The 15,312-nt window shown below is 37.9% G+C and carries 12 protein-coding genes; 4 read left to right on the top strand and 8 right to left on the bottom strand.

The genetic code is table 11. The annotated features are described in order from the left end of the window. Nucleotides 1-26 precede the first annotated feature (26 nt). From yfaE to C9J51_RS19460, 5 genes are all read right to left on the bottom strand, one after another. On the bottom strand, nucleotides 27-323 hold the full coding sequence (gene yfaE / locus C9J51_RS04095; protein ID WP_107237430.1) for a class I ribonucleotide reductase maintenance protein YfaE: 297 nt from the start codon (nucleotides 321-323) through the stop codon (nucleotides 27-29). Next, nucleotides 320-1,453, bottom strand: a complete 1,134-nt coding sequence (gene nrdB, locus C9J51_RS04090) for a class Ia ribonucleoside-diphosphate reductase subunit beta (protein WP_045035640.1) — start codon at nucleotides 1,451-1,453, stop codon at nucleotides 320-322. The genes yfaE and nrdB overlap by 4 nt, the downstream gene beginning before the upstream one ends. A 50-nt stretch (nucleotides 1,454-1,503) precedes the next feature. Then, nucleotides 1,504-3,771 (bottom strand): class 1a ribonucleoside-diphosphate reductase subunit alpha, encoded by a 2,268-nt coding sequence (gene nrdA / locus C9J51_RS04085; RefSeq protein WP_045035639.1) that lies wholly within the window; start codon nucleotides 3,769-3,771, stop codon nucleotides 1,504-1,506. 508 nt (nucleotides 3,772-4,279) lie between these two features. Further along, nucleotides 4,280-4,990, bottom strand: coding sequence for a bifunctional 2-polyprenyl-6-hydroxyphenol methylase/3-demethylubiquinol 3-O-methyltransferase UbiG (gene ubiG, locus C9J51_RS04080; RefSeq protein WP_045035638.1), 711 nt, complete (start codon nucleotides 4,988-4,990; stop codon nucleotides 4,280-4,282). A 162-nt stretch (nucleotides 4,991-5,152) separates the two neighbouring features. Then, nucleotides 5,153-5,296, bottom strand: coding sequence for a hypothetical protein (locus C9J51_RS19460; RefSeq protein WP_164838136.1), 144 nt, complete (start codon nucleotides 5,294-5,296; stop codon nucleotides 5,153-5,155). Between the two features lie 488 nt (nucleotides 5,297-5,784). On the opposite strand from C9J51_RS19460, the gene gyrA reads away from it, so the two are divergent. The 4 genes from gyrA to C9J51_RS04060 all read left to right on the top strand — a co-directional run bounded on the left by gyrA (nucleotide 5,785) and on the right by C9J51_RS04060 (nucleotide 12,822). Beyond that, complete coding sequence (gene gyrA / locus C9J51_RS04075) at nucleotides 5,785-8,454, top strand: DNA topoisomerase (ATP-hydrolyzing) subunit A (RefSeq protein WP_045035637.1); 2,670 nt, start codon at nucleotides 5,785-5,787, stop codon at nucleotides 8,452-8,454. Between the two features lie 266 nt (nucleotides 8,455-8,720). Continuing rightward, a complete protein-coding gene (gene serC, locus C9J51_RS04070) occupies nucleotides 8,721-9,803 on the top strand; it encodes a 3-phosphoserine/phosphohydroxythreonine transaminase (protein ID WP_045035636.1) in 1,083 nt (360 codons plus the stop codon). 156 nt (nucleotides 9,804-9,959) lie between these two features. Then, the gene (locus C9J51_RS04065) at nucleotides 9,960-11,966 is read left to right on the top strand and encodes an EAL domain-containing protein (protein WP_107274876.1); all 2,007 of its coding nucleotides are present in this window, start codon (nucleotides 9,960-9,962) and stop codon (nucleotides 11,964-11,966) included. A gap of 130 nt (nucleotides 11,967-12,096) precedes the next feature. Next, nucleotides 12,097-12,822: a sulfite exporter TauE/SafE family protein gene (locus C9J51_RS04060; RefSeq protein WP_045035634.1), complete on the top strand. Its 726-nt coding sequence runs from the start codon at nucleotides 12,097-12,099 to the stop codon at nucleotides 12,820-12,822. 33 nt (nucleotides 12,823-12,855) lie between these two features. Here the strand turns inward: C9J51_RS04060 and C9J51_RS04055 are convergent, their stop codons facing one another. The 3 genes from C9J51_RS04055 to C9J51_RS04045 are packed head-to-tail and all read right to left on the bottom strand — an operon-like array spanning nucleotide 12,856 to nucleotide 15,286. Further along, nucleotides 12,856-13,380: a lipocalin family protein gene (locus C9J51_RS04055; protein ID WP_045035633.1), complete on the bottom strand. Its 525-nt coding sequence runs from the start codon at nucleotides 13,378-13,380 to the stop codon at nucleotides 12,856-12,858. Nucleotides 13,381-13,398: 18 nt separating this feature from the next. Next, nucleotides 13,399-14,646: a sensor histidine kinase gene (locus C9J51_RS04050; protein WP_107274875.1), complete on the bottom strand. Its 1,248-nt coding sequence runs from the start codon at nucleotides 14,644-14,646 to the stop codon at nucleotides 13,399-13,401. Further along, the gene (locus tag C9J51_RS04045) at nucleotides 14,615-15,286 is read right to left on the bottom strand and encodes a response regulator transcription factor (protein ID WP_045035631.1); all 672 of its coding nucleotides are present in this window, start codon (nucleotides 15,284-15,286) and stop codon (nucleotides 14,615-14,617) included. The genes C9J51_RS04050 and C9J51_RS04045 overlap by 32 nt, the downstream gene beginning before the upstream one ends. Nucleotides 15,287-15,312: the final 26 nt, after the last annotated feature.

The raw sequence follows: 15,312 nt of genomic DNA, 5'->3' as shown, positions 1-15,312 counted from the left end.
ATCTTGATCAAAATAATCAGATAACGTTAAAGGGCTATTTTAGTTTTAGTTGGTTGTTGAGTATTTAATTGGTAATCAAAACTAATTTCAATATTCTGTTGTGGTATTGAACTACAACTTAATACTTCATTTGGGCCAACAAAGGCTAAGGTATCTGATTGAGTGACGGTGCCTGAAACGAGTTTACAGCGACAAGCGCCACACATGCCATTGCGACATTGATATTCAGGTTTAATACCGGCTTTTTCTAACTGGGTTAATAAAGGTTCATGGCGATTGCCACAAACCTTAATTCCATTAACCGTAATGGTTAATTGACTCACAATTCAAAATCACCAAGATCATCAGCGCTAATGTCATTGTCAATTTGACCAACAAGGTATGAGCTGATTTCAGCTTCCTGAGGCGCAACTTGAACGTTATCTGATGATAACCAAGAGTTGATCCATGGAATTGGATTTTGATTGGCACCGTCATAAGCAGAACGTAGACCAACAGCAGCCATGCGCAAATTAGTAATATATTCGACGTATTGGCACAAAATCTCTTTGTTTAGGCCAATCATAGAGCCATCTTTGAACAGGTATTCAGCCCATTCTTTTTCTTGTTCTGCTGCGGCTTTAAAGATGTTGAAACATTCTTCTTCACATTCAGCTGCAATAATCGCCATTTGTGGATCATCATGGCCATTACGTAACAAGTTCAACATATGTTGAGTACCTGTTAGGTGTAATGCTTCATCACGAGCAATTAGCTTAATGATTTTTGCATTACCTTCCATTACTTCACGCTCAGCGAAAGCAAATGAACAAGCAAAACTGACATAGAAACGAATCGCTTCTAATGCATTGACTGACATTAGGCACAAGTACAGTTTCTTTTTGAGTTCATGTAAATCGACAGTGAACGCAATACCATTTGCTGAATGCTGACCTTCACCGTAACGGTGATAGTCACTGGTTGCTGCGATTAAATCATCATAGTATTTAGAAATATCACCAGCACGCTTAATAATATGTTCATTACGTACAATATCATCAAAAATAAGCGATGGGTTATTGACGATATTACGAATGATATGAGTATAAGAACGTGAATGGATCGTTTCTGAAAACGACCATGTTTCAATCCATGTTTCTAATTCTGGTAGTGAAACGATAGGCAATAATGCAACGTTTGGACTACGGCCTTGAATGGAATCAAGTAGTGTTTGGTATTTTAAATTACTGATGAAAATATGTTTTTCATGATCTGGTAAGTTATTGTAATCAATGCGATCACCAGATACATCGACTTCTTCTGGACGCCAAAAGAAACTTAATTGCTTTTCGATAAGTTTTTCGAAAATTTCAAATTTTTGTTGATCGTAACGGGCAACATTTACTGACTGACCAAAGAACATTGGTTCTTTAAGTTGATCGTTGCTTGTTTGACAAAAAGTACTGTAGGCCATGATATCCTCAAATCAAAGGGAGCCATATGGCTCCCTTTCAATGTCAATGCTTAAATTTTACAACTTGTACAATCATCGCCACTCATGTCGCCTTGGCTATCTGATGCGCCGTCGCGAGTGTTATGGTAGTACAGTGTCTTAACACCTAATTTATAAGCATTAAGCAGATCTTTTAGTAGTAGTTTCATCGGAACTCTACCACCAGGTTGTCGACTCGGATCGTAGTTAGTATTTGCCGAGATAGCCTGATCAATAAATTTCTGCATAATGCCAACAAGTTGTAGGTAACCATCGTTGCTGCCAATGTTCCAAAGTAACTCGTAGTTGTCTTTGTATTTAGCAAACTCAGGAACAACTTGCTTGAGGATACCATCTTTTGATGCCTTAACGGAAACGTATCCACGTGGTGGTTCAATACCATTAGTCGCATTTGAAATTTGCGATGATGTTTCTGATGGCATTAGTGCTGAAAGGGTTGAGTTACGCAGACCATGTGTCTTGATCTCTTCGCGTAATGTTTCCCAATCATAATGTAATTCTGCATTGCAAATATTATCGATTTCTTTTTTGTAAGTATCGATAGGCAAAACACCTTGTGAATACGTGGTCTCGTGAAATAACGGACAAGCACCGTATTCTTTAGCAAGGTTCATTGATGCTTTCAATAAGTAATATTGAATCGCTTCAAAAGCTTCATGGGTTAGATTGTTAGCACTACCATCTGAGTAACGTACGCCATGTTTAGCGAGGTAGTAAGCAAAGTTAATTACACCGACACCCAGAGTACGACGGTTCATGGTTGAACGACGTGCCGCTGGTAATGGGTAATCTTGGTAATCTAACAATGCATCTAGTGCACGAACTGTTAGCTCTGCCAGTTCTTCTAAATCATCTAAGCTATCAATCGCACCTAAGTTAAATGCAGATAATGTGCATAATGCGATCTCACCATCTTCATCTTCAACATTCTTTAATGGCTTGGTTGGTAATGCAATCTCAAGACATAAGTTTGATTGACGAATGGGTGCAACAGCCGGATCAAACGGGCTGTGTGTATTACAGTGGTCAACGTTTTGAATATAGATTCGACCCGTTGAAGCACGTTCTTGCATTAATAATGAAAATAGCTCGATTGCTTTGATCGACTGTTTTTTGATGCTGTCGTCTTGTTCATACAAGTTGTATAAACGTTCAAATTCTACTTGGTCTGCAAAAAATGCATCATATAACCCTGGAACATCAGAAGGAGAGAATAATGAAATATTCTGGCCTTTGATTAAACGGGTATACATTAAGCGGTTAATTTGTACACCGTAGTCCATATGACGAACACGGTTTTCTTCAACACCACGGTTATTCTTTAGCACTAACAGTGATTCAACTTCACGGTGCCAAATAGGGTAGAACAATGTTGCAGCACCACCACGAACACCACCTTGAGAACAGCATTTAACCGCTGTTTGGAAGTATTTGTAAAAAGGAATACAACCAGTGTGGAATGCTTCACCGCCACGAATTTCAGAACCTAAAGCACGAATTCGACCTGCGTTAATACCGATGCCAGCACGTTGTGAAACATAACGCACAATCGAGCTTGCGGTTGCATTAATTGAATCAAGGCTGTCATCACATTCAATCAATACACATGAGCTAAATTGGCGTGTTGGTGTACGTACACCAGCCATGATTGGCGTTGGTAATGAAATTTTGAATGTTGATGAAGCATCATAAAAACGCTTAATGTAATCAAGGCGCGTTTCTTTTGGATATTTATTAAATAATGCTGCTGCAATTAATAAATAAAGAAACTGTGCGCTTTCAAAAATCTCACCTGATACACGGTTTTGAACGAGGTATTTACCTTCAAGTTGCTTAACCGCGGCATAAGAGAAATTCATATCGCGCCAGTGATCGATAAAGGTATCCATCACCGCAAATTCTTCTTCGGTGTAATCGTCTAATAGGTGACTATCGTACTTACCTTTTTCAACCAAATTTTTAACGTGGTTGAACAGTGTTGGCGGCTCAAATTGACCATAGGCTTTTTTACGAAGATGGAAAATTGCCAATCGAGCAGCAAGGTATTGGTAGTCAGGTGTTTCTTCTGAAATCAGATCAGCTGCCGCTTTAATGATAGTTTCGTGAATATCATCAGTACGAATACCGTCATAAAACTGGATGTGCGACTTGAGTTCGACTTGAGAGACCGATACATTTTCTAGGCCTTCTGCAGCCCAGTCTATAACACGGTGGATTTTGTCGAGATCGATAAGTTCTTTACGACCGTTGCGCTTGGTAACTGTTAGTTGTTGAGTCATTTGTTATTATTTTCCCAGTTTTCCTTGCAGATGATATTTTTTTGCAATTTATCTATTAGATTAGCAAAGAATGTGATCTTTATTATAAATATCGTTATTCGGCAAAAACACTACATGTTGGGGTGTTGAGCGAAAGTGCTTACAAGATAGTGGTGAATGCGTGGTTTTGCAAGATGGTATTTTTTGACCAGCTGTGGATAACATGGGGATTTCAATAAAAAAGTTAGTACCAACTCACCGATGTGGCGAATAGCATCAAATAGATAGTAAAAATCAATGCTTTTTAAGTTATTTTTTTAGATAAATAAAATTTATTTTTATTGCTTTTTGGATGCGAATTTGAATCAGTAAAGTGGTGAATTTTTAGCTAAATAAAGTGTTAATAGCCCTTGATCTTACAGGTTTTTTTTGATTGCTAAAGTTATATCTATCGTTAATTTTGTTAGTAGAATGTAGTTTAAAGGAGAAAAAATAATCTCCTTTAATATTGAATAGTGATTTAGGTTAACTATGCGGGTTTAACCGTATGAACGATATAATTCACTTCAACTTTCTTACCAAGACTGTAGGTATTAGTGAGAGGGTTGTAATGAAGCCCAATGATATGACGATCTTGCAACGGCGTTTGATCGACCATTGCAATAAGTTCTGATGGACGAATGAATTTTTGATGGTCATGTGTCCCTTTTGGAACCAGTTTCATGACGTATTCAGCACCCACAATCGCAAATAAGTAAGATTTAATATTACGGTTTAGTGTTGAGAAAAAAACATGTCCACCTGGCTTGACCATTTTAGCACATGAAGCAATGACCGATGCGGGATCGGGCACATGCTCAAGCATTTCCATGCAGGTTACTACGTCATAAGTTTCATGATGATGTTCAGCATGTTCTTCTGCTGTACATTGAACATAGTTGAGTTTTGTTCCTGTTTCTAAAGCATGTAACTTAGCAACCATTAATGGCTCTTTACCCATATCGAGTCCTGTAACTTCAGCACCTTCAATTGCCATACTCTCGGCTAAGATACCACCACCACAACCGACATCGAGGACTTTTTTACCAAATAACCCATTGCTATGGTCAATGATGTAATTTAAACGTAACGGATTAATTTGGTGAAGGGGTTTAAATTCACCCTCAAGATCCCACCAGCGTGAAGCTATTTGTTCGAATTTTTCGATTTCTGCAAGGTCAACATTACGCGATTTGGTCATTTTAGTGGTGCCATTTTCCTTAATTGATACTCGCTATTATGCGAAATAAAGTGGTGGTTGCAAAGAAGAACAGTGACAAACGTTAACAGAATAGTTTGATGGCTATAACCCTATTTGGATGTGGTCGCCAAGTACAGCAATATCACTTGGCGAGATCATGAGTTACTCATTGAAACTGCTTATTGTGGTTGGAATGAGTTCTGGCGTGAAGACCCCACCAAATAAGGTAGTAATAGCAAGTATGAACATTAAAATATATTTACCGACAATGATTGATAAACCAATCATATTAATTGCTGCACCCATCACTTTATCCTTAGTGAATTTATGCTCTAGAGCATGGAATGTTCAATTGAACGATAGTGTTATTTTTAACATCAGCGTACTCGTAACTTTAAAAACATATTCGTTATGGTGATGGTTAGCCATCGAAGATAGTGTGCGGCTTAATAACGAGTAATAAATGAACAGATGTCGCATTTTTGATTTTATTTTGTTAATTTTAAGCAGTTCCATCTATAAAGCAGTGTTACATCTTATTTTTACAAATGGTTACATACTCTGTAGGTTAAAGAGAGTAGTTTAGGATGGTTAGTATAATGAACAATAAATAAACAGTAAGATGTGGTTAATCCACAGATGTGACGATGTTTGTTTCTGTTTTCTGTAATTTCCGCTAAATTACCCATAACATAAGTCGTGAAAGATGTGCCTATTAGGGCTGAAATATGCTATATTATTGCACCTTGCACGTATAAAAATACGACAGAAATTACCTGAGGGATATTGGCTCCATGAGCGATCTTGCAAAAGAGATCACGCCCATAAATATTGAAGATGAGCTGAAAAGCTCTTATCTCGACTATGCGATGTCAGTTATCGTTGGTCGTGCTCTTCCTGATGTGCGTGATGGCCTTAAGCCTGTGCATCGCCGCGTTTTATTCGCGATGAATGTGCTAGGCAATGACTGGAATAAAGCATATAAGAAATCTGCCCGTGTGGTAGGTGATGTTATCGGTAAGTATCACCCACACGGTGATAGTGCTGTATACGATACTATTGTTCGTATGGCACAACCGTTCTCACTTCGCTACATGCTCGTAGATGGTCAAGGTAACTTCGGTTCAATCGATGGCGACTCTGCCGCTGCGATGCGTTATACCGAAGTCCGTATGTCTAAAATTGCCCATGAATTATTGGCTGATTTAGACAAAGAAACGGTTGATTACGTTCCTAACTATGACGGAACCGAGCAAATACCAGCAGTTTTACCAACGAAGATTCCTAACTTATTAGTGAACGGTTCTTCTGGTATTGCGGTAGGTATGGCAACGAATATACCACCTCATAACCTTGGCGAAGTGATTAACGGCTGTTTAGCGTATATCAATGATGAGAGCATCACCATTGATCAGCTAATGGAATATATTCCAGGCCCAGACTTCCCAACAGCTGCGATGATCAATGGCCGTAAAGGTATTGTTGATGCTTACCATACTGGTCGCGGTAAAGTTTACATGCGCGCCAAAGCTGAAATCGAAACGGAAAAGAATGGTCGTGAAACTATTCTTGTTCATGAGATTCCATATCAAGTTAACAAAGCCCGTTTAATTGAAAAAATTGCCGAGCTTGTTAAAGATAAAAAAGTGGAAGGCATTAGCGCATTACGTGATGAGTCTGATAAAGACGGCATGCGTATTGTTATCGAATGTAAGCGTGATGCGGTTGGCGAAGTTGTTCTGAACAATCTTTATGCTCAAACGCAGTTACAAACAACATTTGGTATCAACATGGTTGCGCTTGATAATGGCCAACCAAAGATATTTAACCTTAAAGAAATGATTAAGTGCTTCGTTAATCACCGCCGTGAAGTGGTGACGCGTCGTACTATTTTCGAATTGCGTAAAGCTCGCGATCGTGCTCATATTCTTGAAGGTTTAGCACTTGCTCTTGCAAACATCGACGAAATTATTGAATTAGTTCGTCAGGCAAATACACCAGCAGAAGCTAAAGCAGCGTTAGTTGCACGTGGCTGGCAGTTGGGTAATGTTGCTGCGATGCTTGAGCGTGCAGGTACAGATGCTGCACGTCCAGATTGGCTAGAAGAGCAATTTGGTATTCGTGACAATCTATACCACTTAACTGAACAACAAGCACAAGCGATTCTTGATCTTCGTTTACATAAATTAACAGGTCTTGAACACGGCAAAATTCTTGAAGAATATAAGCAACTTCTTGAAGAAATCGCTGAACTAATGTTCATTCTATCAAGCTCTGAGCGTTTGATGGAAGTGATCCGTGAAGAACTAGAGCTAGTGAAAGAACAGTTTAACGATGAACGTCGTACTGAAATCACAGCAGCAAGCAATGATATTGATTTAGAAGATCTGATCCCTAAAGAAGATGTTGTTGTAACGCTTTCTCACGAAGGTTACGTTAAGTACCAAATTCTAAGCGATTACGAAGCACAGCGTCGTGGTGGTAAAGGTAAAGCAGCAACGCGCATGAAGCAAGAAGACTTCATTGAGCGTTTGTTGGTTGCAAATACTCACGATACGATTCTATGTTTCTCAAGTCGTGGTCGTATGTACTGGCTGAAAGTATACCAATTACCATTAGCGAGCCGTACTGCTCGTGGTAAGCCTATTGTGAATATTTTACCACTAGAAGAAAATGAGCGTATTACTGCTATTCTTCCAGTGCGTGAATACACAGAAGATAAGTTTGTCTTCATGGCAACAGCTGATGGTACTGTGAAGAAAACACCATTAACTGACTTTAGTCGTCCTCGTAGTGCCGGTATTATTGCCGTTAATTTACGTGAAGGCGATTCATTGATCGGTGTTGATGTTACTGATGGTGACTGCGATATCATGCTGTTCTCAGCATACGGTAAAGTAGTGCGTTTCTACGAAAGCCCAGTTGTTATTGACGACGAAGGCAATACCAAAGGTGGCGTTCGCGGCATGGGTCGTACTGCGGCTGGTGTTCGTGGTATTAAACTTGCTGAAGGCGATAAAGTTGTTTCGCTAATTGTTCCACACAATGAAGGCGATATTCTTACAGTAACTGAAAATGGTTATGGTAAGCGTACTGGCCTTGCTGAGTATCCGGCGAAGAGCCGTGCCACTCAGGGTGTAGTTTCAATTAAAGTCTCTGAGCGTAACGGTAGCGTTGTTGGTGCTGTTCAAGCTGAAGACGGCGACGAATTTATGATGATCACCAATGGTGGTACATTAGTTCGAACTCGTGTTGCTGAAGTAAGCCGTGTCGGTCGTAATACTCAAGGTGTTACACTTATTCGTACGGTTGAAGATGAAAAAGTTGTTGGCCTACAGCGTATTGATGAGCCAGCAGAAGTTGAATTAATTGAAGATGCTGAATTAGTTGATGGTGAAACTGTTGAAAATACAGAACTGCCAGCAACAGATGCAGAATCAGGTGATTCAACCGAGCAAGAGTAAGCATTATAGTGCTTTATTCTAAATAAGACGCAGCCATTTGGCTGCGTTTTTTTTGTCTTCATAGTTATAACTAACGAATCGTTAATTAAGGCTTTAAAGTTGCGCAATAAAGGTGTAAAAATAAATGAATGATATCTGTCACAATGTTGAGATTTATCTTTACTGTCTGTTTTGTAATGCTAAAAGTAGTACTGATTGTGATGCTATTAGCTTTATGAAGCAGTAAATTTTTATTTTGTAACTCGAGCAGGAGCAAGTACCACATTATGGATAAGGTTTATAACTTTTGTGCCGGTCCGGCAATGATCCCCGCTGATGTTATGGCGCAAGCCCAGCAAGAATTAATTAATTGGCAAGGCTTAGGCACTTCCGTTATGGAAATCAGCCATCGTAGTAAAGAATTTCTTGCGGTTGCCGCTCAATCAGAACAAGATTTACGGGATTTACTGAATATTCCTGCTAATTATCATGTTTTATTTTGTCATGGTGGTGCACGTGGTCAATTTGCTGCTGTGCCGTTAAATTTATTGGGTGAAGCAACCACTGCCGATTATATGGATGGTGGTTTTTGGGCGCACAGTGCTGTTGAAGAAGCGTCTAAGTATTGTCAGCCTAATAATATTGATATTACCTGCGTAAAAGAAGGTAAGAAGGCTATTTTACCCGCAGCCGAATGGCCACTTTCTGACGAAGCTGCATTTGTGCATTTTTGTCCAAATGAAACCATTGACGGTATTGAAATTCGTGATTTACCGATAACGGATAAACCGATTGTCGCTGATATGTCATCGACTATTTTATCTCGTCAAATTGATGTGTCTAAATACGGTGTTATTTATGCGGGCGCTCAAAAAAACATTGGTCCAGCAGGATTAACCATCGTTATTGTGCGCGACGATTTATTAGGTAAAGCTAAATCAATTTTACCGAGTATTTTAGATTATACGGTGTTAGTTGATAAAGAATCGATGTTTAATACACCACCAACATTTGCATGGTATTTAGCGGGTGAAGTATTTAAATGGCTTAAAAGCGTCGGTGGGGTTGCAGCAATGGAACAACGTAACCTTGCGAAAGCTAAATTATTGTATGATTTTATTGATCATTCTAATTTCTACATTAATGATGTTCATGCGGATAACCGCTCAATCATGAATGTACCATTTCAATTGAAAAATCCAAATCTTGATGAGGCGTTTTTAGCTCAAGCAGATATAGCAGGATTAAAAGCATTGAAAGGCCATCGTGTCGCTGGCGGTATGCGTGCTTCTATTTATAATGCGATGCCATTAGACGGCGTTCAGGCTTTGGTCGACTTTATGCAGATGTTTGAAAAAAATAATGCGTAATGAATAACGACTGTTAATTAATAAAAAATACACACATTACGTGTGTATTTTTTTATTACTATTTTAGATGCGTAATACCTCGTTACACTCTTTTAGCTTGAGCATTTAGAATTGCTCTATATAATCCAGTGCCCTTTCTATTGCCACTGTGAATGTATGAACAAAAAATCAATATTAAAATCATATTACAACGATTATATCCGTGATATTTCTATTGTTTTTTTATTATTACTGCCGTTAATTATTTGTAATGCGATTACATTATTTGTGGGGTATACGTTAAAGTGGGTTGATTTTAGTGAATTAGCGGATCATTTCTTTTATTTTTCTAATTTATTAATTGGAATTTATCCGATTGCACTATGCTTAATCACCAGTTATTACATTGCAACTAAACATGGCGTTAATGCGATGGTGGTTGTGCCATATTCATTATTGTTATTAATTGCTGTGTCGGTTCCTAATGGTTTAGTTTCTGATCATAATGGGTTGCCTAATAACCCACTTGTAGCACTACTTTCAGCAATAATTTCTGCATCATGCTGTATTTCATTTCGTCTTTTCCCGCTCGATCCCTCTCGGTTGGATTTTGTTAATACGCTCTATAAACATGTATTGCATTTTTTTTGTTTTCTTTTATTAACCGTTGGGTTAGAAGAATTAATTAAGATTGTGATCGCGTTTAGTCAAAACATACATAATTATATTGCTCCGAATCCACTCACTTTTTACGGCGGTTTAACCTATCAATTCATTTTGGGATTATTAGGTGCAATTGGTATTAATGGTCATAATTTTCTTTTCAGAACAAAGCAGCAATTATTTGAAGTAACTCAACAAAACATTGCTGATTGGCAAGCAGGAGAAGCCCCTTTAAATGTGCTAGGGCAGGGGTTTTATGATGCTTTCTTATCGATGGGTGGCTCTGGGAATATGATCAGTCTGCTGTTTTGTATCTTATTATTTTCAAAAGAAAGACGACATATTACATTAGCACTATCAGCATTACCGTTAGTGATTTTTAATATCAATGAATTATTACTGTTTGGTTTGCCGATTATTTTTAATCCAATATTAATTGTACCTTTTGTTTGTGTTCCTTTAGTGAGTTTTGTTGTTGTATATGGTGCGATTTCATTTGGATTAGTGCACCCAGTGACAACCATTGTGGATTGGATGACGCCTCCTTTTTTGAGTGGTTATGTTGCCACTCAACACAGTTTATCTGGGGTTATATTACAGATAATTGTAATGGTTATAGGGATTGTTATTTACCGACCATTTTATCTGCATTATGCGGGAAAAAGCCGATCTAATAATACATCGATAAGTCAGCAATATGAGCTTGGACGTAGCACACTTAAATCGTTTTTAGGTGATGTGAATCAAGCCATGACGAGCTATGTCAGTAAGCATGATATTAGCCGCCGTGTTAGTCGTATGTTGAGTCATGGTGAATTTGTGATGTTCTACCAACCTCAAATTAATTTGAATCAGGGTAAAGGATTATCGTTTGAATCACTTGTTCGTTATAAAGATGTGGACGGTAAAATATTGCCACCATTATTTATTCAAGATTTTCAGCAATTAGGAGCAATGAAGCAGTTGGATCAAATGGTGATTGATTTGGTTTTAAAAGATATGCAAAAAATGCCACTTGATAATGGTTGTAAAGTAGCAATTAATGTCTCAGCAGAGACAATTTCGGATAAACATATTGTTGCTTATCTTCTTGAAAGATTAAGTTTTTATGCTGTTTCACCATTGAACTTAGAAATAGAGATCACAGAAGAAGCCATACTTGAAGATGATAAACTGGTATCAGAAAATATCGAGGTATTGCAAGGGTTAGGAATAACGGTTGCGATTGATGATTTTGGTTCAGGTTATGCGTCTTTTCCTCATTTATTGAAGTTTAACTTTGATAAAGTAAAGTTAGATCGTACCTTATTACGTAATATTGAACATGATCGTGAGAAAAATTTATATCAGCTATTGGCTAAAATAAGTGAAGTGACAGGCTGTATATTGGTTGCTGAAGGCGTTGAAACAGAGGTAGAAAAACAGTTTGTGCAGCAGTGTGGTATTAATATATGCCAAGGTTTTTATTTCGCTAAACCGATGGCATTTAATGATGCTTTAACGTGGTTTAAAAATGTTTAGCCCAATCATCTAGGTAAAACGTGATAATAGCGCTTATCAATCTAAGCTTGCATTTGTTAAGCGTTAATTATGCTTTATGAGTAAAAATAAAGAGTAGGATCTAAGGTGTTTTCTACCCTATAAGAATGTTATGGATCCTGTTGTTTTTACCACGTGTCTGCTGGTCTTTATTGGCGGGTGCTTTATTCAGAGTACGATTGGTTTTGGCATGGGCGTCCTTGTTGGCCCTTTTATTTTGTTGCTTGAACCTCGATTAATGCCATGTGCGATCATTTTTATTGGTATGTTTATGTCTGCAATTGTGTGGTATCAGTATCGTCACGCTTTATCGCTTCGTTTTTTAATCTTTGCTTTTTTAGGACGTTTACCCGGTATATTCGTTGCAGCCTATGTATTAACGGTGATTTCTACTGATCAATTAGAAATTATGCTAGGTATAACGGTGTTAGGTGCGGTTATATTAAGCTTTGCGAAATTACGTTTGGCCCCCACACCTCGTAATTTATTTATTGGTGGTTTTATTTCAGGGGTAACGGGTACCACAACGGGTATTGGTGGTCCTGTTATCGCACTACTGATGCAAAATGAAGAACCTGAAAAAATTCGTGCAAATTTAGCCGCATTTTTTTGTTTAACGAATATTGTGTCACTGGCCGCTCTGCATTACTCTGGCCGTTTTTCAATGGCTGATTTCAATACAATTGTTTGGTTATTACCCGCACCTATTATTGCGAGCTTACTTGCTTATCGTGTGCGTAATAAGATTAAAAAACAAGTAATGCAATATGGTGTATTAGGGCTATGCTCGTTATCAGCAATTATTGCCTTGTCACAAGGTTTTCATCTTTTTAGTTAGGCATTATTGTCATAACGCCTATTTTATTGATTATTATTGTTGTGGATAAATAAGCTTTTCGGTATCAAATCCCGCCAGTTTAGCGCGACGAATATAACGTTCGAGTACCGCAGGATCGAGGGTTTTCTCTCGTGATAATATCCATAAATAGTCGTAGTTATAGCTACTGATTAATGCCGCTGAATAATCATCTTCAAGTGCAAAGATAATATAGCTACCATAAAAAGGGCCAAAGAAAGAGACCTTGAGATGGCCAAGGTTTGTCTGGTCAACAAATTTAGCTTTACCTTGCGCCTGTTGCCATTGTTGATTAACACTATTAAAACCACTGTTTATAACTTTAATTGTATTATTAGCCTCTAAGCTGTAAATGGCGGTAACACGATCTAAGTTTCGTTCAAAGCTGTGGTCTAACCTTGCTATTTCATACCATTGTCCTAAATAACGATTGATATCAAAATTAGTCACTGGTTGAACATTATTGGGTTTTCCTGTTGTACAGCCTGCCGTTATGCTTAATAAGATAACGCCACAAAACCATTTTATATAAGTAAGCATCCATTCTTCCTTATTTAATTACACTGAAGGTAAAAAAACCACTTCAGCGGTAAAGGTAATATCATTATCTGTGACAGTAAATGCCCATTGCATTCGTTCACAAATACGTTGCACGATGACCAATCCACAGCCATAACCTTGATTGTAAAGTTCATTGCCATCATGACGGTTGATGATCGTTAAGCGATCATGGGCTAAATTTATTTCGATGTCGCCAATACTGTAGCTAAAGGCATTTTTTATTAGATTATTAATAATAATAGTAATAAAACTGAGTGGTGCATTAATCGTGGCTGAGTGGTTGATCTCAAGATAGTAGCTCGCATCTTGTTTTGCAAATAAAGGTTCCATTACCATTAATTGTTGGCGGAGTTCGGTAGCAAGATTACATTGGCTAATATGATGTTCTTCAATCGATTCTTTACCTAATAACAAAAATGTTTCAGTTAAGATCCGCATATCATCACTGGCTTGATGTAATCGATTAATGGCTTTTTTGGCGACATTCGGTTGATTGGGGACTTTATTGAGTAAATCAGCTGAACCTTGAATAATCATTATCGGGGTGCGTAATTCGTGGGATGCAAATCGGCTGAATTCTTTTTCACGTTGAAAAAATCCTGCAATGTGATTTTTACTGTCCAGTAATGCTTGTTCAATTTTTCGAGTTTCACGGTATTGTGTTTCGACTTCAAAAGTGGGTTGATTAGGCGGCATTTGGCGAATTTTTTGATCTATTTTTGCTAATGGTTGCGATAATGAACGCACAAAATAGAAACTATAACTTCCCATCAGTAATGATAATAACAGCCCAAAAATGAAGGTAAAAGAATGGAGGCTATCTTCATACTCATCAAGATAATCATCGGCATCATCTTGATAGACAACGTACATTAACCCTCTACCTGAAGGATGATCAAAGACTAAAAAATGCTTATCTTCAGTACCACGTAAATGCTCAAAAAAACCGGGTTGATTATATTTTTTTAACCAATCAGGTAATGAACGTTCGCTCCAATAGCTCTTAAATTCACTATTGTTGGGCAGCGGTGCATCATCACCCATTGTTTTATAGTCGATAACATATTGGCTTGATTCTTTGTCTAACCAATGATGAAGACTAATAACTTCAAGTTGATTTTCTGCGACATAAATAACTGCCCAGAATAAAATAAACATCCCAAAGGTCATTAACCCAAAACTTAAACCGACTTTGCGATAAATACTGGGAAAGCTATGTGGTTTTGATGCGGTAACCTTGTCCATGGATAGTCTCTAATCGTGAAGTGGTGAAATCTTTATCAATCGCATTACGTAAACCATATATATGACTACGCAATGCATCACTTGACGGGGATTCTTCGCCCCAAACGGCATCGATAACTTGTTGGCGCGTCACAATATTAGGGGCATGGTGCAATAAAACTTTAAGAATTTTAAATTGGATGCGGCTAAGCTTTATGGTTTTTCCATTCCGGCTGACTTCATCACTGCGATTATTCATTATTAGATCTGCATATGTTAATAGACCAATATCTTGTCGATGACCACGATTAGCTAATGCGCGAAGTCGTAAACACAATTCTTCCATTGCAAAAGGTTTTAATAAGTAGTCATCACCACCAGCTTTAAAAGCGGCAACTTTATCTTCAAGGGTATCTTTTGCGGTTAAGAATAGAATCGGTGTTCCACAATATAACTCATTACGTATTTTTTTAACGGCAGCAATGCCGTCTATTTTAGGCATCATAATATCCATAATGATGACGTCATAATGGTTATTTTCAATAAATGTTAATGCAGCTTGACCATGATAAGCACAATCGGCGGTCATGCCTTCTAGTTCTAAATAATCTGCAATCGTCTCGACGATCTGATGATTATCATCAACAATAAGAATTTTCATCTTTTTAATTAGGCTCTTCACGAATA

This window comes from Photobacterium iliopiscarium, assembly GCF_003026395.1.
Taxonomy (GTDB): Bacteria; Pseudomonadota; Gammaproteobacteria; order Enterobacterales; family Vibrionaceae; genus Photobacterium; species Photobacterium iliopiscarium.
This window is presented reverse-complemented; position numbering and strand designations above follow the sequence as displayed.